The organism is Mesorhizobium sp. ORS 3428 (assembly GCF_001854785.1).
Classification (GTDB): Bacteria; Pseudomonadota; Alphaproteobacteria; order Rhizobiales; family Rhizobiaceae; genus Mesorhizobium.
In genome coordinates this window covers 36,456-54,992 of the sequence record NZ_MDFL01000135.1, presented here as the reverse complement: position 1 = coordinate 54,992, position 18,537 = coordinate 36,456, and the positions used below count along the sequence as shown (strand labels likewise).

The window sequence follows — 18,537 nt, the reverse complement described above, 5'->3', positions numbered from 1 at the left end:
TTCTCCACGGAGGCTTGGGCGCCGTTCAGCGCGTCGTCGACCGACTGCTCGCCGGTGACGGCGGCAGCGACCGCCTGGCCGACCTGCGTGCCGATGCCCTGGAATTCCGGGATGGCGACGAACTGGATGCCGGTATAGGGAACCGGGTCCTTGGTCTGCTTGGTCGGATCGGCGGATTCGATCGCGGCGAGCACCGTCGCGGCGAAGGGCGCCGCCTTCTGGTAGTCCGGGCTGGCATAGGTGGACTTGCGCGTTCCCGGAGGTGCGGCGACCCAGCCTTCGGTCTCGCCGACGCGCTGGACATAGGCCTTGGACGTCGCCCATTTGACGAAGGACTTCGCCGTTTCCGCCTTCTTGGTCGAGGTCGGGATGGCGAGGCTCCACGCCCAGCCCCAGGCCGAGCCGTTGGGCGTGACAGCGACCGGCGCCTTGGCAAAGGCAACCTTGTCGGCCACCTTGCTCTGCTTCGGATCATAGACGCGTCCCGCGGCGGAGGTAGCGTCGATCCACATGGCGCAATGGCCGGAGGCGAACAGCGTCTGGTTCTCGTTGAAGCCGTTGGAGCTGATGCCCGGCGGTCCATACTTCTTCATGGTGTCCACATACCAGCCGATCGCCTTCTTCCAGGCGTCGGAATTGATCTGCGGCTTCCAGTCCATGTCGAACCAGCGGCCGCCGAAGGTGTTCACCAGCGTGCCGACATAGGCCATGTTCTCGCCCCAGCCCGGCTTGCCGCGCAGGCAGAGGCCATACTGCTCCTTCGACTTGTCGGTGAGCTTGGCGGCGAATTCGGTGATCTGGTCGTAGGTCGGCGCTTCCGGCATCTTCAGCCCGGCGGCGTCGAACAGGTCCTTGCGGTAGAGCGTGAACGAGCTTTCGGCATAGAAAGGCACGGCATAGAGCTTGCCGTCGACGGTGAGGCCGCTGCGCACCGGCGCGATCAGGTCGTCATAGTCATAGTCGTCGCCGAGGTCGTTGAGCGGCGTCAGCCAGCCGGCCTTGCCCCAGATCGGGGTCTCGTAGCCGCCGATTGTCATCACGTCGAACTGGCCGGCCTTGGTGGCGATATCGGTGGTGACGCGCTCGCGCAGCACGTTCTCTTCCAGCACAACCCAGTTGACCTTGTTGCCGGTGGCCTTCTCCCATTCCGACGACAGTTTCTGCATGATGATCATGTCGCCGTTGTTGACCGTTGCGACCGTGATCTCCTCCGACAGGGCAGCACCTGCCGTCAGCGCCGAAGCGGCGGTGGCCGCGGCGAGAATTCCCATGAGCCTAGGCATTGGCATTCCGTCTCCTCCTATACGAATGCGCATGTAAAAATGAACATGCGTATAGATTTTATTGCGCGTAAGTAAGGAGGAGTCAACAGGGCAAAGGCGGTTTCGGCGGGCGCGTATCTCCCCCCTTGCGGGGGAGAAAGCGATTTCAACATCTTAGCGAAGCTAAGTGTTAGAAATCGCAAGAGAGGGGATTTCCACGAACCATGCGCAAACAGGTTCCACCATCACACCGCACCTTCRCTCGAACCATGCGCGCCGACGCGACGAAGGCCGAGAACCTTCTTTGGYAGGCACTGCGCAACAGGCAGCTCGAAGGCTTGAAGTTCAAACGGCAGGTGCCRCTTGACGGCTATATCGTCGATTTCGTCTGCTTCGAACTAAGGCTGATCGTCGAGGTTGACGGCGCTCAACATGCGGAGTCGCAACGAGACGCCGAACGCGATCGGCATTTCGAGATGAAAGGGTTCAAGATACTGCGCTTCTGGAACGACGAAGTGGTGCGAAATATCGACGGTGTATGCCTGACGATCCTCGCCGAAGTGCGGAAGGGCAGCCCCCCAGCAAATCCCCTCTCTTGCGATTTCTAACACTTAGCTTCGCTAAGATGTTGAAATCGCTTTCTCCCCCACAAGGGGGGAGATAAAACCGCGCTTCTCGCCCGCAATCCCACCGAGTCCCCATGAAGCCAGCCCTCCTGCTCGCCGCCCTGCTGCCCGCCACGCCGGCCCTTGCCGACTGGAAGCCGGTCGAAAGGATAGAGATCTATGCGATCTCGGGGCAAACCGTGGAGGCGCTCTATGTCTCGATCGGCGACAAGGGGCCGATGGTCGGCAGCGCTGGCAGTCAGCGGCGGGCGATCGCGCACACCAATTTCAAGCTGACCTGGCAGCGGGACTACCAGCCGCAGGGCGGCGCCTGCGTGCTGAAGAGCGCGCGGCCAACGCTCGTCATCACCTACACGCTGCCGAAACCCGCCGGAAAGCTTGCGCCCGCCGTGCAGGCGCGCTGGGATGCCTTTGCCGCCGGGCTCGCCGCGCATGAGAAGGTGCACGGCGCCGGCATCAAAGACATGGTGGACAAGATCGTCGCCTTCAGCACCGGCCTCACCGCCGCCGACGACCCCGGCTGCGCCAAGGTCAGGGCCGAGCTGACGAAGTATCTCGACCAATTGTCCAAGGCCCAGCGCCAGGCCAGCCGCGACTTCGACAAGGTCGAGTTCGGCCCGGGYGGCAACCTGCAGAAGCTGATCGCGGCGTTTTTGATTGGCGGATGAGAGGCAGCGGCTGTACGGTCCCCTGCCCGCGCTGCAGCACAGCCGTGATCGAAGAACCGGTCCAGCAATGTCCGAACTTTGGACGGACAAAGGTCGATCCGCATTCCACCGAAACGGGCTCAGACCAGATTTCTCTCGGCGAGATTGAACTTATATCTTAGTAATCGCTAATTTTCATTCACCGCTATTCGATGATTGACCGGCGGCAACACGGCACGAGCCGACTTGACTTCGGTTAGAGGTAGGCTTTCCTCAAGCGACGAAAGTATAAGGGCGCGCGCCGCTTTACAGGCGGATTGGGCGGCGCTACCGTTTCACAGTCGCGTGACCCGGGGGGAGCTGGGGCAGACGTCGCCGACGCCAGTGGTGGATGCTTGCCGGCATCCGATTCAGCCACACCTGATAGGAACGGCTCCCTGCGAGACATCGCAGGGACCATCGGGAGGAGTGCGATGGCGTCTGTCGCGATTGGCGATGTCTACAAATCGTTCGGGGCCACCCAGATCCTGCATGGCGTCAGCGTCGATATAGACGACGGCGAGTTCGTCACGCTGGTCGGGCCGTCGGGCTGCGGAAAATCGACGCTGCTGCGGATGATCGCCGGCCTGGAAAAAATATCGCGCGGCCATATTTCGATCGGCAGCCGTATCGTCAACGACGTTGCGCCGAAGGAGCGCGACGTGGCCATGGTCTTCCAGAACTACGCGCTCTATCCGCACATGACGGTGGCCGAGAACATGGCGTTCTCGCTGATGCTGAAGGGCGTGCCCAAGGCTGAAAGCGAGGCCGGGGTGAAACGGGCGGCCGAAATCCTCGGGCTGGTTCCGCTTCTGTCGCGCTATCCGCGCCAGCTTTCAGGCGGCCAGCGCCAGCGCGTCGCGATGGGCCGGGCGATCGTGYGCAATCCGCAGGTGTTCCTGTTCGACGAGCCACTCAGCAATCTCGACGCCAAGCTCAGGGTTCAGATGCGCGCCGAGATCAAGGAACTGCACCAGCGRCTGAAGACGACGACGATCTATGTCACCCACGACCAGATCGAGGCCATGACCATGGCCGACAAGATCGTGRTCATGCATGACGGCATCGTCGAGCAGATCGGTCCGCCGCTCGAGCTCTACGACCACCCGAACAACCTGTTCGTCGCGAGCTTCATCGGCTCGCCCGCCATGAACCTGCTCAAGGKGACATTCGCCAACGATGGCGCACCATCCTTCCGGGGCGCGGGCGGCATTTCCGTGCCTTTGCCGAAACCACCGCCGATCGGCAACGGCGAAGCCATGGTCCTGGGTGTTCGGCCCGAGCATCTGCGGCTGGCCGACGACGGTATTCCGGTCACGGTGGTGGTGATCGAGCCGACTGGCTCTGAAGTTCAGATCATCGGCCGGACGGCCGGCGGCGAGGACATCGTCGCCAATTTCCGCGAGCGCCATGCCTTCGCGCCGGGAGAAACCATCCGGCTGTCGGTCGAGCCCGGCCCCATTCATCTGTTCCACGGCGAAACCGGCCAGCGGATCGAAGCGGCGCGCTAGAGCCACGCAACGAGGAAACAAACAGGAGGAAACGAGCATGAAGTTCACCAGACGCGACGTGATCCGCACGACCGCCGGCGCGGCCGCCGGAGCCCTGGGCAGCCGCTTGGTCGGCTCCCCGGCCTTCGCCCAGGAGGGGTTGAAGTACAAGCCGGAGGACGGTGCGAAGCTCAGGCTGCTGCGCTGGGCGCCTTTCGTGCAGGGCGACGAGGATCAGTGGCTGAAGAATACGAAGCGGTTCACCGAGGCGACGGGCGTGGAGGTCCGTATCGATAAGGAAAGCTGGGAAGACATTCGTCCCAAGGCGGCGGTCGCCGCCAATGTCGGCTCCGGTCCGGACCTGATGTTCGTCTGGTTCGACGACCCGCACCAATATCCCGACAAGCTGCTCGACGTGACTGAACTCGGCGAATATCTCGGCAAGAAATATGGCGGCTGGTACGACGGACCGCGGCAGTATGCGACGCGCGAGGGCAAGTTCCTCGGCCTGCCGCTGGCCACCATCGGCAATGCTATCGTCTATCGCGAAAGCTGGGTCAAGGAGGCCGGCTTCTCGGAATTCCCGAAGGACACGGCCGGCTTCCTCGAGCTCTGCAAGGCGCTGAAGGCGAAAGGCCATCCGGCCGGCTTCACGCATGGCCACGGCGTCGGCGACGGCAACAACTACGCGCATTGGCTGCTGTGGAGCCATGGCGGGAAGATGGTCGACGAAAGCGGGAAAGTAACGATCAACAGCCCGGAGACGCTGAAAGCGATCCGGTATGCGCAGGAGCTCTACAAGACCTTCATTCCCGGCACCGAAAGCTGGCTCGACGTGAACAACAACCGCGCCTTCCTGGCCGGCGAGGTGAGCGTGATCGCCAACGGCATTTCGGTCTACAACACCGCCAAGGTCAATAAGGACAACGATCCGAAGCTCGCCGAAATCGCCAAGGACATGCGCACGACTAACCTGCCGATCGGTCCGGTCGGGAAATCGGTCGAGCTCTTCCAGGTGACCACGGCCGTGATCTTCAACTATACGCCCTACCCCAATGCGGCCAAAGCCTATCTGCAGTTCATGTTCGAGAATCCGCAGATGCCGGACTGGATCACGTCGTCGGCTGCGTATTGCTGCCAGACGCTGAAGGCCTTCGACAACAATCCGGTGTGGAAGGCCGATCCCAACAATGCGGCCTACGCGAAGGCCTCGGCGACGCTGCGCACCAACGGTTATGCCGGGCCGCTCGGCTATGCTTCGGCCGCGACGATGGCCGACTATGTTCTGGTCGACATGTTCGCCAAGGCGGTGACGGGCCAGGCCACGCCGCAGGAAGCAATGGAAGAGGCCGAAAAGCGCGCCAACCGCTACTATCGCGTCTGAGCGCATTCGCCTGAGCCGGGGGCCGCRCCCGCGTCTTTCGGAGGCATCCGGGAGAAGAAAGGCTGTCGCCCCGGCCGTTCCGCCAGACCTCGCAGGGAGCCACGCCATGGCCGTGCCATCCGTTGCCGTTCAGCGGCGTCCGTCGATCCTGTCGCGTTTTGCCGGGAGCCGCAACGCGCTCGGTCTTGGCTTCATGCTGCCGGCAGCAGCGCTGCTCCTGGTCTTTCTCACCTATCCGCTGGGGCTGGGCGTCTGGCTCGGCTTCACCGACACCCGCATTGGCCGGCCCGGCATCTATATCGGCATCGAGAATTACGAATATCTCTGGAGCGACGGCGTATTCTGGCTCTCCGTCTTCAACACGCTGCTCTACACGGTCAGCGCCTCGATCCTGAAATTCGTGCTCGGCCTGTGGCTGGCTCTCATCCTCAACGAGAAGCTGCCCTTCAAATCGTTCTTCCGCGCGGTGGTGCTGCTGCCCTGGGTGGTACCCACGGTGCTGTCGKCCATCGCCTTCTGGTGGATCTACGACTCGCAGTTCTCGATCCTATCCTGGGCGCTGCAGCAGATGGGGCTGATCGACCACCRCATCAACTTCCTCGGCGACCCTACCAATGCTCGCGCTTCGGTGATCGCGGCCAATGTCTGGCGCGGCATCCCGTTCGTCGCGATCACCTTGCTTGCCGGCCTGCAGACTATCCCGCAGTCGCTTTACGAGGCCGCCACGCTCGACGGCGCCAGCCGGTGGCAGCTGTTCCGTTATGTGACGTTGCCGCTGCTGACGCCGATCATCGCCATCACCATGACCTTCTCGGTGCTGTTCACCTTCACCGATTTCCAGCTGATCTATGTGCTGACCCGCGGCGGGCCGGTGAACGCCACGCACTTGATGGCGACATTGTCCTTCCAGCGCGGCATTGCCGGCGGCCAGCTCGGCGAAGGCGCGGCGATCGCGGTCGCCATGATCCCCTTCCTGCTGGCAGCGATCCTGTTCAGCTATTTCGGCCTGCAACGGCGCAGGTGGCAGCAAGGCGGCGGAGACTGACATGGCCGCGATCAAGGAAATCGAGCGCCTGGATACCGACGAAGGCGGCATGGGCTACCTGCAAACCCTGCCGCGCAAGGTGGTGACGGTTTATCTGCCATTGCTGGTGTTCGTCGTCGTGCTTCTGTTTCCGTTTTACTGGATGACGATCACGGCGGTTAAGCCGAACGCCGAGATGACGGACTATGTGAACTACAATCCGCTCTGGGTCGTGCATCCGACGCTGGAGCACATACGCTATCTGCTGTTCGAGACATCCTATCCCGGCTGGCTGCTCAATACGGTCATCATCTCGACCGCCTCTACTTTCCTGTCGCTGTTGGCGGCCGTGCTGGCCGCCTATGCGATCGAAAGGCTGAGGTTCTCGGGGGCGCGACAGGTCGGGCTCGCCGTCTTCCTCGCCTATCTCGTGCCGCCGTCGATCCTGTTCATTCCGCTGTCGGTGATGGTGTTCAACCTCGGCCTCTACGACACGCCGTTTGCGCTGATCCTCACCTATCCCACCTTCCTCATCCCGTTCTGCACCTGGCTGTTGATGGRCTATTTCCGCTCGATCCCGTTCGAGCTGGAGGAATGCGCGCTCATCGATGGGGCGACCCGCTGGCAGATCCTGACCAAGATCGTGCTGCCGCTGTCGGTGCCGGGCCTGATCTCGGCCGGCATCTTCGCCTTCACGCTTTCCTGGAACGAGTTCATCTACGCGCTGACCTTCATCCAATCGTCGGAAAAGAAGACGGTGCCGGTCGGCGTGCTCACCGAACTGGTGCGCTCCGACGTCTATGAATGGGGAGCGTTGATGGCCGGTGCGCTGATCGGCTCGCTGCCGGTGGTGGTACTCTATTCCTTCTTCGTCGAGCACTATGTTTCGTCGATGACGGGCGCCGTGAAGGAATAGCCGCGCCACGGCGCTTGCTATTTCAGGGAGCAACGTCAGTCGATGAACGCCAGACCAAAGCGCGCCGCGATCTTTCAGATTCGCTCCATGCGCTTTAGGTTTTGATTTTACGCATGTCTTTGTCCCGAAACCGGCTCTCAYTTTCGGGAGACGTGCTTTAACGGATCGGCACCAGCATTGCCGCCTCGCGGATGGCTCGGACGGCGACCGGATTGCTGACCGGGTAGCCCGATATGAAACCCTCGACCGAGAAGTCGGGGAACTCGTCATCCAGCCGGGCGACAAATCTGACCGCCTCGGCGTTCTCGTTCGACGCAGCAGAAGCAAGTGCCTGAAACATCAGCACGTGGGGCGAGTCCGGCGTGYTTCGGCGCAGAGCGGCAATAGCGTCCTTGTGCCTGCCGACTACGAACAGGATGCGACCCTGCATGCCGAAATACCAAGGCGGAGCCAAGGGATTGAGACGCATGGCGCGCTCCATCAGCGGGATCGCTTCAGCCGGATCGCCAGCGACCAACGTCTTGCTGCCGGCAAGCAGCGCCAGCGTGTCGGCGTGATTGGAGCCGTATTGGAAAGCCCGCTGGTGGGCTCGCTCGGCCGCTTCGAGGTCGCCGAAGCAGCCCATGACATCGCCGTAACACAGCCATGCGGCGCTGTTGGTCGGGTCGAGCCGCAGCGCGTTCTCGACCGCCCAGCGCCATTTGGCGATCGAGGCTTTCAAATCTTCGCAGAAGCCGTTGCACGCCTCGATCGAATAGGCATAGGCGAGTTCGGTCCAGGCCCTGACCAGTGTCGGATCAAGCTCGAGCGCGCGTGAAAACAGCCTGATGGCTTCCCTGTTGCCGCTGCGGCTGAAGGTATTGTGCTGTTCGACACCGAGCAGGTAGCAGTCGTAGGCATGCAGGCTGGCCGGGGGCTTGCGACGGCTCGCATTGCGGCCGACCGTGGCGATGGCGCCGAAGCAGCCGGCAAGAACGTTGATCACGCTTTCGGTCAGGCTGTCCTGCATCGCGAATACGTCCTCCACAGGGCGATCGAAGCGCTCGCTCCACAGACTGACGCCGGAGGTAGCGTCGGCGAGTTCGATGGTCAGCCGTATACGGGCATCATCGGTGCGCAGTTGGCCCGACACGATATAGGTGGCGCCAAGCGTTCGGCCGTCGGCAGCGAAGTCGGCAGGCTTACTGCCCAGCGACTTCATGGTGTGGAAGGCGATGACCGGGATGTCGGCATAGCGCGCGAGATCGACCGTGATGTCCGACGACAGGGCGTCGGCGAAACGGCGCCAGCGCTCGTCGGTGCTCAGGCATTCGATCGGGAACAGGGCGAGCACCGGCGAAGGATCCGCCGGCAACGCAGCCGGYCCCGCCCTGCCCCCGTCGTTGACATGCCTGGCGAGCTCGACCTTGTTCCTCACCCCTAGCTTTTCATAGATCGCGGCGAGGTGAGTGCGCACGGTGGACGGCGCGATGAACAGCGCCTCGCCGATTTCGCGATAGGTCATACMGGAGGCGAATTTTTCCGCCACCGCACGCTCGCGCTCCGACAATGCATCCGAGGTCGTCACGATACGGTTCATGACCTGTCCTGTCAGCGCATATGACTGCGTGCAACAGTGGAGAATGCAAAATACTACAAATGCAGGACCCAAAACACTGCATGCGGCCGATGGCTCGGCCGAGGGCGAGGGTTCAGGCTCCTCGCGTGCCCTTCTTCAAGGACAGCGCTTCAAACGAGGGGAGCCGATGATGAATACGATGCTCAACACCAGGTCCGGTCTCTATGATGCCAACGCCAGTCTCATCGGTCGCCGGCCGGGTCTCTTCGCTTTGCTCTCGGAATGGAGCGAGCGTGCCCGGTTTCGCGAAGAGCTCGCGCTCAAGGCACGCGACACTCCGCATCTGATAAGCGACATGGGTCTGACCGTGGACGATGTGGCGGAGGAACTCGCCAAGCCGTTCTGGCGCCGCTAGGCGGCACAGATTCAGCAAAAAGGCAACTGTTCAGGACGAACCCCCGCCGCAGCGATGGTTGCGCTTGCGGCCGATGGTTCACCCGGCACTACGTTGCCGCCGCCAACCATGGAGGCCAATCATGCATGTCAGGGATGAGACGCCGATTGCACCAACGGGGCTTTCGCGAGGGGAAGCGCTGAGCGTCCTTTCCGCGGGCATCGCCGGGCCATGCTGCGGCGAGGCCACCGAAATGCTGGCCTGGCTCTACCTGCTCGGGTCCGGCGAGTTGACATCGAGTGAGACGGCCGAGCCGCCCGTCGAACGCCCCGGATTGTGGCTTCGCTTGCGCAGCCTCTTCGGTTGATCTTACCGGCATCCGCCGCTCCCATGGAGACGCGCAATCGAGCGTGTCGATGGGGCTAGGGCCCGACGCTACAGATCAGCGGCACCGCTCCAGTTTCTAAAAGCTCACCGCCACCGCATCGGCACTGCGCTTGGCCGGCCCATGGAACACCGCCTCGATGTTGTTACCGTCGGGGTCGAGCAGGAAGGCGGCGTAGTAGCCGGGGTGGTAGGGGCGCTCGCCCGGTGCGCCGTTGTCCTTGCCGCCGGCCGCCAGCCCCGCCGTGTAGAAGGCATCGACCATGGCGCGGTCCTTGGCCTGGAAGGCGAGATGATGACGGCCGGTGAGCACGCCGAGGGCTGCGCGGCTGTCGGCGCTGGAGACGAAGAGCTCGTCCGCCCAGAAATAATCCTCGGCCTCGCCGCCGACCGGAATGCCCAGCACCTCAAGCACCGCACCGTAGAATCGCCGGCTCTCGTTCAGGTCGCGCACCACCAGATGAAGGTGGTCGATGAGCCGGCCGCGATAGAGTTCCATGGGTGTGCTCCTGGTTGAAGGGGGGCCAGTCTAGAAGGGACCGGCGTGCGGTCAATGAGGGGCCATTGCCATTGCTGACATACTGAAACGCTGGCGGGACAGCGCCCCCCTCTGTCCTGCCGGACATCTCCCCCACTTGGGGGGGATTGGCAGTTCCGGCGCCGGCGCCGTTTCTGCAACGYCGCAGATTAGCGAAGCGCCGCGTGAAGGCTGATCTCCCCCCAAATGGGGGAGATGGCCGGCAGGCCAGAGGGGGCGCGAAGGAACACGACCTTTCTAGCCATGGCCAGATATTCGTCGGTCGAAAAAAATCCGGATAAAAAATGCAACCGGATTGTAGGAACGACGCCGGCGCCGGCGTCCTTCGGACGCAAGCGGCACGGCGAACCTCGAAAATCCCGTGCCGTATCGACCGACCAGGGCCATGACGCGAAATCGAAATCATGGTCCAACAGGATGCCTTACGGCATGGGAGAAAACCATGAAGCTTTCCTATCGTTGGGTCATCGTCGCGACTGGCGCGCTGATGACCTGTGTGGCGCTCGGCGCGATGTTCTCGCTGGCGATCTTTCTCGAGCCGATGTCGCTCGATACCAACTGGTCGCGCGCCGGCATTTCCAGCGCCATGACGCTGAATTTCCTGGTGATGGGCGTGGGCGGATTCGCCTGGGGCACGATCTATGACCGCGTCGGCGCACGCCTTGTCGTTCTCGCCGGCGCGGTGCTGCTCGGCCTGGCGCTGGTGGTGGCGAGCCGCGCCGGCTCGCTGCTTACCTTCCAGCTGAGCTACGGCGTGATCGTGGGCCTCGCGGCCAGCGCCTTCTTCGCGCCGATGATCGCGCTCACCACCACCTGGTTCGACACCAACCGAAGCCTCGCCGTGTCGCTGGTCTCGGCCGGCATGGGCGTGGCGCCGATGACGATCTCGCCCTTCGCGCGCTGGCTGATCTCAGCCTATGACTGGCGCACCGCCATGTTCGACATCGGCGTCATGGCCTGGGTGCTTTTGCTTCCCGCCGTGCTCCTGGTCCGCCAGCCGCCGGCGGCGGTCGCGGCGAGCGATGGCAGCATGCCGGCGCCGGCCGCCGGCGATCCCGGCATGAGTGTCGGCCAGGCGTTGCGCTCGCCGCAATTCATCGTGCTGGCGCTCACCTTCTTCGCCTGCTGTGCGGCGCATTCGGGGCCGATCTTCCACATGGTGAGCTACGCCATGGCCTGCGGCGTGGCGCCGATGGCCGCCGTCTCGATCTACAGCGTCGAGGGCCTGGCCGGCCTCGGCGGGCGCGTGCTCTACGGCGTGCTCGCCGACCGCCTGGGCGTCAAGCCGGTGCTGATTGCGGGGCTGGCGATCCAGGGCGTGGTGATCGCCGCCTATCTCGCGGCCGCGCGGCTGGAGCATTTCTACGTTCTCGCCGTCATCTTCGGCGCCACCTATGGCGGCGTCATGCCGCTCTACGCGGTGCTGGCGCGCGAATATTTCGGCGGCCGCATCATCGGCACCGTGCTCGGCGCCGCAACCATGCTTTCCAGCCTCGGCATGTCGTTCGGCCCGCTTGCCGGCGGCATGATCTACGACGCCTATGCCAGCTATTCCTGGCTGTTCATCGGCTCGGCGCTGGTGGGCCTCGGCGCCGCCGGCATCGCCATCGCCTTCCCGCCGCAGCCGAGCAGGCAGCGGTTGCAGATGGCCTGAGTGCAACCCTTCTTCCTCTCCCCCACGACAGTGGGGGAGAGGTGGCTCGGCGAAGCCGAGACGGAGCGGGGGACAGCGCCGACATTGCGCACACAGTACCGGGCAAAGGCATCTGCCCTACGAAGCCCCCTCTCCGGCCGCTACGCGGCCACCTCTCCCCCGCCTTGCGGGGGCGAGGAAAGCCAGCCGCCTTCCTCCTCACGCATTGCCCGATCGCATCGCCTCCCTCTCCTCGTCGTCGCGGCGCAGCCGCGAGTCGGAGATCAGCACGACCGGGCACGGGCAGCGCTGCAGCACGCCGCTCGTCGTCTCGCCGAAGATAAGCTCGTCGCCCGGCCGCCGCGCCGCGCCCATGACGATCAACGCTGCGTTCCTGCCGGCCTGGCGGGCGATGGCATCGGCGGCGGCGGCCCTGCTGCGGATGGCCGTCTCGACCTCGACGCCGTAGCGGTCGGCAAGCGCGACAATGTCCTTCAGCACAGCCTCCCTGCGACGATGCGAGACGGTGTCGCGCAGCTCATCGCGGCCGATCCGCGCGACATAGAGCACCCTGACCGGCGCGGCGGTGACGGAAGCGATGGCAAGCGCAAGTTCCGCACCCCGGCGCGCGATCGCCGTGCCGTTGACAGGCACCAGGATCTTGCCGGATCGCGGCCCGAGATGCGGCATGTGGCGGCCGGCGCTGGACGGCTTCAGCACCAGGCAGAGCGGACCGTCGAAGGCGCCGGCGATTTCGTTGAGCCGGCGCGAGAAGGCGCCCTTCGCGCTCACCGCGCGGCCGAAGCCGATCAGGAGCATGCCGTAACCCTTGCGCGCCTCCTTGGCCACCGACTCGGCCGAGATCGGGACATCGTTCCGGCGTCGGGTGAGCGGCGCCTCGCGCGTCGGCTGCTCGTCGGCCTCCCTGGCCGCCTCACGGCTGTCCTCCGTACCCTTCTCGATTTCCTTGACATGCGCCGCCTCGCCCGTCTCGGCGTCGCTTTCGCCGCTTGCGCGCAGCACTGTGGTCGGCTTGCCGGCGCCGATCACGCCGGCGAGGTAGGCGGCGAAACGGCCGACGACGCCATCGTCCACCACCACCAGCAGCCGCTCCAGATTGGCGACGAAGCCGCGCTGGTCGATCTCCTCACGCTCCAGCCGCTTCTTCTCGGCCTCGCCCACCGGCAGCCGGCCGAGCGCCCAGCGCAGTGTCGGCGGCATCGCCAAAGTGGTGATGACGGCCATGGTGACGATCATGGTGAAGAGGTTGTGCGAAAGCACGCCGATCGACAGGCCGATGGAGGCGACGATGACCTCGGTCGAGCCGCGCGCATTCATGCCGCAGCCGACCGCGATCGCCTCGCTGCGGCTCATGCCGGCGACTTCCGCGCCGACGAAGGCGCCGCCGAACTTGCCTATGCTGGCGATCGTCACCAGCGCCACGGTGAGCAGCGCAAGCTCGGGATCCATGAGCACGGTGAGATCGGCGGACAAGCCCGCGACGCCGAAGAACACCGGCATGAACAATGCGGTGATGACGCCGCGCAGCTGGCCTTCTATGTGGCGCGACAGGATCGGCGACTCGCCGACCAGAATGCCGGCGACGAAGGCGCCGAGCACGGTGTGGACGCCGAGCAGATCGGTGATCAGCGCCATGGCACCCATGATGGCGAGGATGACGGTGACGACCGCATATTCGCTATGGAAGGTGTCGTTGGTCCAGCGGATGGCGTCGAAGACGATCCGGCGGCCGATGGTGAAGGAAAAGACCATGAAGAGGGCGACGCCGGCCAGCGTGAAGGTCAGGCTGCCGAGTTCGACCCGGCCATGCGTTGCGATACCGATGGTGATGGCGATGATCACCCAGCCGATCGTGTCCTCGATGATGGCCGAGGAGACGATGATCTGGCCGAGGTCGCGGCGCATGAAGTTCATCTCGCGCACCACCATGGCGACGATCTTGACCGACGAGATCGACAGCGCCGTACCGAGGAAGAGGCCGGCGACGATGCGCTCGCCGTCGACGGCAAGCAGCGACGTCGGCATGAACTGTGYCGCCACGAAGCCGAGCGCGAAGGGCACGGCGACGCCGGCGGCGGAGATGGAGAAGCAGGCGCGGCCGACCCTGCGCACCAGCCTGAGATCCGTCTCCATGCCGGTCAGCAGCAGGAGCATCAGCACGCCGAGCTGGGCGATCGCGTTGATCATCGACTTCTGCGCGGCATCGCCCGCAAAGATCAATCGCTCGGCCTGAGGCCACAGCCAGCCGAGCAGCGAGGGCCCGAGCAGGATGCCGCCGATCAACTGCCCCATCACCGCCGGCTGGCCGAGGCGCTCCAGCAATTCGCCGATGCCGCGGCCGACGATGAGCAGCAGGATGACTTCGAAAACGAAAATGCCCTCGCTGGACATGCCCTTCTTTTCGGCGGCCCAGGCGACGGCCGGCATCAAAAAGACCGCAACCGCCGCAAGCGCGGCCGTCCATTGCCGATTGAGCATGAAGGACAATTTCTGCACCCCTCGATTATGTCTCGCCATAACGGTTCGCACGGGCTTCGGTTGCACGGCAAGCTGCGGCAGCTGCAACGTACAATTCAATTCAAATGCCACCGCCAATCTTTGCTTTTGCGTAAAGCGACTCGCGCATGGTCGAGACACGGCGGGCAACAAGGAGAAGCTAATGAAAAGCGACTTTGCCGCCGCCCACCTGCACCTCGACCGGGCGTGCCATTACCTGCGCGGCGACGACGAAACCAGCCGCGCCGCGCTCGCCGCGCTCGACCTTGTGATAGAGGCGGTGGCGGCCGCCCAGTATGCCCGTCCCGAGGCTCAAGTGGTTCCATTTCCAACCGACTTGAAGCGGACATTGCGAACCATCGCATCCTGACTTATCTGCCTGAAAACCGGGAATATTTCGGCCGGCCGCACATTTGTGCTATAAGGGGGTGTGGCCGGCTTGCTCGGCCGGCCATTGCGACGGGAGGCGCATGGCGGGGAATGTCCCAGGCCCAGACGATAAAACCGGTGGAAGCGGCGCCGCCGCCGCGCGGATCCGACACCTTCGCGCTGAAGCTGACCTCCTCCGAATTCGCAACCACGATGTCGCATTTCCACCGTGCCGAGATCGCGCGCATGGCCGGCTGGCGCGACCGGCTCGACCGCACCAGCAACTGGGCGATCACCGTGGTGGCGGCGATGCTCTCGGTGTCGCTGTCCACGCCGAGCGCACATCACGGCGTGCTGCTCTTCGCCATGCTTCTGATCACGCTGCTTCTGTGGATCGAGGCGCGACGCTACCGCTTCTTCGACGTCTACCGAGCCCGGGTGCGCCAGTTCGAGCGCTATTATTTCGCACAGATCTTCTCGCCGCAACCGGATTTTGCTTCCAACTGGCTGGCTATCCTGGGCGAAGGCCTGCGCTCGCCGCGCTTCCTCATAACGCAGCGCGCGGCGCTGATCCGGCGGCTGCGGCGCAACTACATCTTCATGTACACGATCCTGCTGCTCGCCTGGGTGCTGAAGATCACCACACCCAGCCTGTCGCGCGAGGGCTCGCCGATCGGCTTCAGCGCCTCGCTGCTCGACACCTTCCGCGTGGCGACGCTCGGGCCCATCCCCGGCGTCGTGGTGGTGTGCGGCGTCGCCGTCTTCTACATCGCGATGCTTGCCGCCGCCTTCCTGATACGCGCTGACGACGGCGAACTGTCGTTCGGCGATGTGCATGTATAGGGGGAGTAGGGGAGTAGGGCAGTAAGGCAGTAAGGGAGTAGGAAGACCACTGCGTGGACGCCGCGACTTCCATTCCCTATTGCCTATTCCCTTACTCCCCTACTGCCCTATTCCCTTACTCCCTTACTGCCCTACTCCCCTTCAATTCAACGACAGTGCCGTACGGAACTCCTTCGTCGTGTTGCGGTTCGGATAGGGCTCGTCCGGCACCGGAACGCCGAGATGGGCGCAGAGCGGCTCCCAGCCGTCGCCCAGCTTGTGGACCAGCAGGCGCTCGGCCGGCACGGTCTTGAGCACCGCCTCGACATTGGCTTCGTAGACAGCAATCGCATGGTCGCGGTCCTGYGGGCGGCCGCCGAAGACCTGCTTGGTGATCAGCGCGACGCCCAGCGATTCCTGATCCTGGCTGTCGCTGACGGCCGGCAGGATCGTCTTTGCGAAACTCTCCCACCAGCTCTCCGGCGAGCGCCAGGTGAGGATGACGCGTGCCTGCGGATAGACTTCAATCAGTTCGCGCCAGTAATGCACCGAAGGCCAGTCGACGCAGGATTTGTAACCGGCAAAGAGCCTGTCCCAGTCGGGGGCGTCGCCCTTGGCCAGCGCCCGCCAGAGCCGCTTCTGCTCCTCATGCGCCATCACCTCCGACATGTGATGGCAAGGGCCGAAGCCCAGTATCGTCAGCGCCTCGCGCATCGAATCCGTGCCGGTTCGGCCGAAGCCGGCTCCAATCACCCTGATGGTCATAACCCTCTCCTCCCTGGCACGGCCTCTCCCTGGCACGGCCGGCGTGCGCCCGGTCAACCGCGCTGCGCCACGAGCCGCAAGCGATTGCCCTCCGGATCCGCGGTCTCGATCGCGCCGCCCGCCCTTTTCGATGGCACATTGGCGGCCTCGAGCCTCAGCGCCGCGGCGGCCAGTTCCTCCGCCGATGCAAGCTCCACCGTGAAACGGTCGAGGCCGGCGGCGCCCGGCGGCGGCTCGCGCAGTTCCTCGCGCGCCCAGATGTTGAAGGCCACCATATGCGGCCGCAGCCCGGTGCCGCAGTCGAACATGCCGAAGCTTCTGGACTGGATGTGCGGCGTGAAGCCGAGCACGCCGAGGTAGAATTCCATCAGCGTTTCGGGCGCGCGGGCGCGCATATGAATGTGGCCGATGAAGGCATCCGTCGCCATCCGGGGTTCGACATGGCCGGAATTGCCGAGATCGCGCAGCAGGCCCGGCATATCCAGCGGCTCCAGCCCGGAATGCGCGCTGCCGTCGGCGGCGATCAGCGCCACGCGGCCGTCGGCCGAAACTTCCCGGCGAAGGAAACGCGCCGGTGTGTCGAAGCAGACCTCGATGCCATTGCCGGACGGGTCGGACACGTAGAGCGATTCCGAAACGAGGTGGTCCTGCGCGCTATATCTGAAGCCCGACGCCTTGAGCCGGGCGGCGGCGTGGGCAAGGTCGCGGCGCGTCTTCACATGGATCGCGACATGGAAGAGACCGCGCGACTTCTGCGGCAGGGGAACATTCGCCCCGGCATGGAGCACGATCAGCGTCCTGCCGCCGGCGCCGAGCCTGGCGATCGCGCGGTCCTCGCCGTCGAGCCCAAGCCCGAGCGTGTCGCGCCAGACGGCCAGGGCCGCCGGGATGTCGGTCACCCTGAGATGCACTGGCCCCAGGCGCGTGGCGCCAGACAGCAATCCTTCGCCCATTGTCGCCAACCCCGATTGCAGTCGATCAATATTAGCCGTGAATGATATTTCTGTCTCGCGCCAAGTTCGGGTTGACCCCTCCCCGGCTGGYGGCGAGTATTGCCGAGGTATTTCGATTTAGGCAATTTCGGATGGAAAGCCGCTGCACGGTTTTCCCGGATTGCTTCAGGCAGGAGGAATTCACATGGACGAGCCCGATCRCTGGCGCAACATGGCGAGCGCGCCGAGGGACGGCAGCCGCATCCTGGTCACGGTGCGCTCGTCCGAGCAGGGGCCGGCCGAGGTCGACATGGCCTACTGGTCGCGCGCCGACCAGTTCGGCGAGGAAGGCTGGCGGGCGTCCGACTCCTCGCCCGGCCGCATCGTCGAATATGCCGAGCCGGAGCTCAGATGCTGGATGCCGCTGCCCACGGCCGGCCGCGGTTCGATGCCGAGCCCTTGGGAAGGCGATGACGTGCCGCTGGTGGATGGGGAAGGGATTTAGGCGACCCCCTCTCCTTCTCCCCCTGGCGACTGGCGAAAGCGGCGGCGACAGCCGAGCTCCCCCCAAGTGGGGGAGATGTCCGGCAGGACAGAGGGGGGCGCCGTAGAGTGAAAGCTTCAGTGAGTTGCTAAGTCTTGAGCGCCTCCGGCGATGACCCACACGGGTGTTGCCGAGTCCGACACACTGCGGACGAAGCGTCTGGAACAGGACGGCTGGATTGTGTTCCGCTTCTGGAACGACGATGTGATCCACGACATCGACAATGTCTGCCAGCATATTGTTATTTCGGCGGGATTGGCTGGTCCGATCTGAGAGGCCGGCGGGACAGCGCCCCCCTCTGTCCTGCCGGACATCTCCCCCACTTGGGGGGAGATTGGCCGTCGCGACGGCTTTCGCCAATCGAGGACGGAGCCCTTTTCACCCCAACGCCACCATCACCTCGCCCGCCTCCACCTTTGCCGGATAGGTCTTGAGATTAATGCACGGCGGCAGGCGCTTGGCGGCGCCGGTGCGGTAGTCGAAGGCACCCGCATGCTTTGGACATTCAACCTCGTAATCCATGACCAGGCCGTCGGCGATGTGCACCGCCTCATGGGTGCAAAGGCCGTCGGTGCAGAACACCTCGTCGATGGCTGAGCGGAAGATGGCGTAGGTCCTGCCGCCATGATCGAAACGGCGGGCGCCTTCCTGTTCGATGTCGTCGAGGCCGCAGACCCTGATCCAGCCGGTCAT

General features: G+C 64.2%; 19 protein-coding genes and 1 pseudogene. 13 read left to right on the top strand and 7 right to left on the bottom strand.

From position 1 onward, the window contains the following. Window positions 1-1,283: ABC transporter substrate-binding protein (locus ORS3428_RS23120; RefSeq protein ID WP_172833719.1), on the bottom strand; the 1,283-nt coding region annotated here is incomplete at its 3' end. Between the two features lie 203 nt (window positions 1,284-1,486). Between ORS3428_RS23120 and ORS3428_RS23115 the strand changes: the two genes are divergently transcribed. The 6 genes from ORS3428_RS23115 (at window position 1,487) to ORS3428_RS23090 (ending at window position 7,388) form a co-directional block, all read left to right on the top strand. After that, window positions 1,487-1,870 (top strand): endonuclease domain-containing protein, encoded by a 384-nt coding sequence (locus ORS3428_RS23115; protein ID WP_071100603.1) that lies wholly within the window; start codon window positions 1,487-1,489, stop codon window positions 1,868-1,870. A gap of 92 nt (window positions 1,871-1,962) precedes the next feature. Next, window positions 1,963-2,556, top strand: coding sequence for a DUF922 domain-containing Zn-dependent protease (locus ORS3428_RS23110; RefSeq protein ID WP_071100602.1), 594 nt, complete (start codon window positions 1,963-1,965; stop codon window positions 2,554-2,556). A 452-nt stretch (window positions 2,557-3,008) separates the two neighbouring features. Next, window positions 3,009-4,085 carry an ABC transporter ATP-binding protein gene (locus ORS3428_RS23105; protein ID WP_071100601.1) on the top strand — a complete coding sequence of 359 codons (1,077 nt, stop codon included), beginning with the start codon at window positions 3,009-3,011 and terminating at the stop codon, window positions 4,083-4,085. 37 nt (window positions 4,086-4,122) lie between these two features. Continuing rightward, complete coding sequence (locus ORS3428_RS23100) at window positions 4,123-5,448, top strand: ABC transporter substrate-binding protein (protein ID WP_071100600.1); 1,326 nt, start codon at window positions 4,123-4,125, stop codon at window positions 5,446-5,448. Window positions 5,449-5,641: 193 nt separating this feature from the next. Continuing rightward, window positions 5,642-6,493, top strand: a complete 852-nt coding sequence (locus ORS3428_RS23095; RefSeq protein ID WP_443136870.1) for a carbohydrate ABC transporter permease — start codon at window positions 5,642-5,644, stop codon at window positions 6,491-6,493. A 1-nt stretch (window position 6,494) separates the two neighbouring features. After that, complete coding sequence (locus ORS3428_RS23090; RefSeq protein ID WP_071100598.1) at window positions 6,495-7,388, top strand: carbohydrate ABC transporter permease; 894 nt, start codon at window positions 6,495-6,497, stop codon at window positions 7,386-7,388. A gap of 157 nt (window positions 7,389-7,545) precedes the next feature. Here ORS3428_RS23090 and ORS3428_RS23085 read toward each other — a convergent pair whose 3' ends face one another. Continuing rightward, the gene (locus ORS3428_RS23085; protein ID WP_071100597.1) at window positions 7,546-8,967 is read right to left on the bottom strand and encodes a LuxR C-terminal-related transcriptional regulator; all 1,422 of its coding nucleotides are present in this window, start codon (window positions 8,965-8,967) and stop codon (window positions 7,546-7,548) included. Window positions 8,968-9,133: 166 nt separating this feature from the next. Between ORS3428_RS23085 and ORS3428_RS23080 the strand changes: the two genes are divergently transcribed. Continuing rightward, window positions 9,134-9,361 carry a DUF1127 domain-containing protein gene (locus ORS3428_RS23080; protein WP_071100596.1) on the top strand — a complete coding sequence of 76 codons (228 nt, stop codon included), beginning with the start codon at window positions 9,134-9,136 and terminating at the stop codon, window positions 9,359-9,361. A gap of 121 nt (window positions 9,362-9,482) precedes the next feature. Then, entirely contained in the window at window positions 9,483-9,707 is a 225-nt protein-coding gene (locus ORS3428_RS23075) for a hypothetical protein (protein WP_071100595.1), read from the top strand. Window positions 9,708-9,803: 96 nt separating this feature from the next. Here the strand turns inward: ORS3428_RS23075 and ORS3428_RS23070 are convergent, their stop codons facing one another. Then, a complete protein-coding gene (locus ORS3428_RS23070) occupies window positions 9,804-10,223 on the bottom strand; it encodes a VOC family protein (protein ID WP_071100594.1) in 420 nt (139 codons plus the stop codon). Between the two features lie 481 nt (window positions 10,224-10,704). On the opposite strand from ORS3428_RS23070, the gene ORS3428_RS23060 reads away from it, so the two are divergent. After that, entirely contained in the window at window positions 10,705-11,916 is a 1,212-nt protein-coding gene (locus tag ORS3428_RS23060) for an MFS transporter (protein ID WP_071100592.1), read from the top strand. Between the two features lie 198 nt (window positions 11,917-12,114). Here ORS3428_RS23060 and ORS3428_RS23055 read toward each other — a convergent pair whose 3' ends face one another. After that, a complete protein-coding gene (locus ORS3428_RS23055) occupies window positions 12,115-14,394 on the bottom strand; it encodes a cation:proton antiporter domain-containing protein (protein WP_071100591.1) in 2,280 nt (759 codons plus the stop codon). A 181-nt stretch (window positions 14,395-14,575) separates the two neighbouring features. Here ORS3428_RS23055 and ORS3428_RS31785 point away from each other — a divergent pair, with 181 nt between their 5' ends. Then, the gene (locus ORS3428_RS31785; RefSeq protein WP_083355265.1) at window positions 14,576-14,782 is read left to right on the top strand and encodes a hypothetical protein; all 207 of its coding nucleotides are present in this window, start codon (window positions 14,576-14,578) and stop codon (window positions 14,780-14,782) included. Window positions 14,783-14,892: 110 nt separating this feature from the next. Further along, window positions 14,893-15,624, top strand: coding sequence for a DUF2270 domain-containing protein (locus ORS3428_RS23050; protein WP_083355264.1), 732 nt, complete (start codon window positions 14,893-14,895; stop codon window positions 15,622-15,624). A gap of 141 nt (window positions 15,625-15,765) precedes the next feature. Here ORS3428_RS23050 and ORS3428_RS23045 read toward each other — a convergent pair whose 3' ends face one another. Both ORS3428_RS23045 and ORS3428_RS23040 read right to left on the bottom strand, forming a co-directional pair. Next, window positions 15,766-16,368, bottom strand: a complete 603-nt coding sequence (locus ORS3428_RS23045; protein WP_071100590.1) for a sulfotransferase family protein — start codon at window positions 16,366-16,368, stop codon at window positions 15,766-15,768. Window positions 16,369-16,421: 53 nt separating this feature from the next. Further along, complete coding sequence (locus tag ORS3428_RS23040; RefSeq protein WP_071100589.1) at window positions 16,422-17,321, bottom strand: VOC family protein; 900 nt, start codon at window positions 17,319-17,321, stop codon at window positions 16,422-16,424. 184 nt (window positions 17,322-17,505) lie between these two features. On the opposite strand from ORS3428_RS23040, the gene ORS3428_RS23035 reads away from it, so the two are divergent. Together ORS3428_RS23035 and ORS3428_RS31780 are read left to right on the top strand one after the other, a co-directional pair. Beyond that, a complete protein-coding gene (locus ORS3428_RS23035; RefSeq protein ID WP_071100588.1) occupies window positions 17,506-17,805 on the top strand; it encodes a hypothetical protein in 300 nt (99 codons plus the stop codon). A 177-nt stretch (window positions 17,806-17,982) separates the two neighbouring features. After that, window positions 17,983-18,117, top strand: a pseudogene (locus ORS3428_RS31780) (DUF559 domain-containing protein); the annotation flags it as partial. A gap of 105 nt (window positions 18,118-18,222) precedes the next feature. Here the strand turns inward: ORS3428_RS31780 and ORS3428_RS23030 are convergent. Beyond that, entirely contained in the window at window positions 18,223-18,537 is a 315-nt protein-coding gene (locus tag ORS3428_RS23030) for a MocE family 2Fe-2S type ferredoxin (protein WP_071100587.1), read from the bottom strand.

Bases quoted from the DNA above. Each gene is read 5' to 3' on its own strand.
- ORS3428_RS23100 (WP_071100600.1), top strand. From the start codon at position 4,123: ATGAAGTTCACCAGACGCGACGTGATCCGCACGACCGCCGGCGCGGCC.
- ORS3428_RS23080 (WP_071100596.1), top strand. From the start codon at position 9,134: ATGATGAATACGATGCTCAACACCAGGTCCGGTCTCTATGATGCCAAC.
- ORS3428_RS23075 (WP_071100595.1), top strand. From the start codon at position 9,483: ATGCATGTCAGGGATGAGACGCCGATTGCACCAACGGGGCTTTCGCGA.
- ORS3428_RS23070 (WP_071100594.1), bottom strand. From the start codon at position 10,223: ATGGAACTCTATCGCGGCCGGCTCATCGACCACCTTCATCTGGTGGTG.
- ORS3428_RS23060 (WP_071100592.1), top strand. From the start codon at position 10,705: ATGAAGCTTTCCTATCGTTGGGTCATCGTCGCGACTGGCGCGCTGATG.
- ORS3428_RS31785 (WP_083355265.1), top strand. From the start codon at position 14,576: ATGAAAAGCGACTTTGCCGCCGCCCACCTGCACCTCGACCGGGCGTGC.
- ORS3428_RS23050 (WP_083355264.1), top strand. From the start codon at position 14,893: ATGTCCCAGGCCCAGACGATAAAACCGGTGGAAGCGGCGCCGCCGCCG.
- ORS3428_RS23040 (WP_071100589.1), bottom strand. From the start codon at position 17,321: ATGGGCGAAGGATTGCTGTCTGGCGCCACGCGCCTGGGGCCAGTGCAT.
- ORS3428_RS23030 (WP_071100587.1), bottom strand. From the start codon at position 18,537: ATGACCGGCTGGATCAGGGTCTGCGGCCTCGACGACATCGAACAGGAA.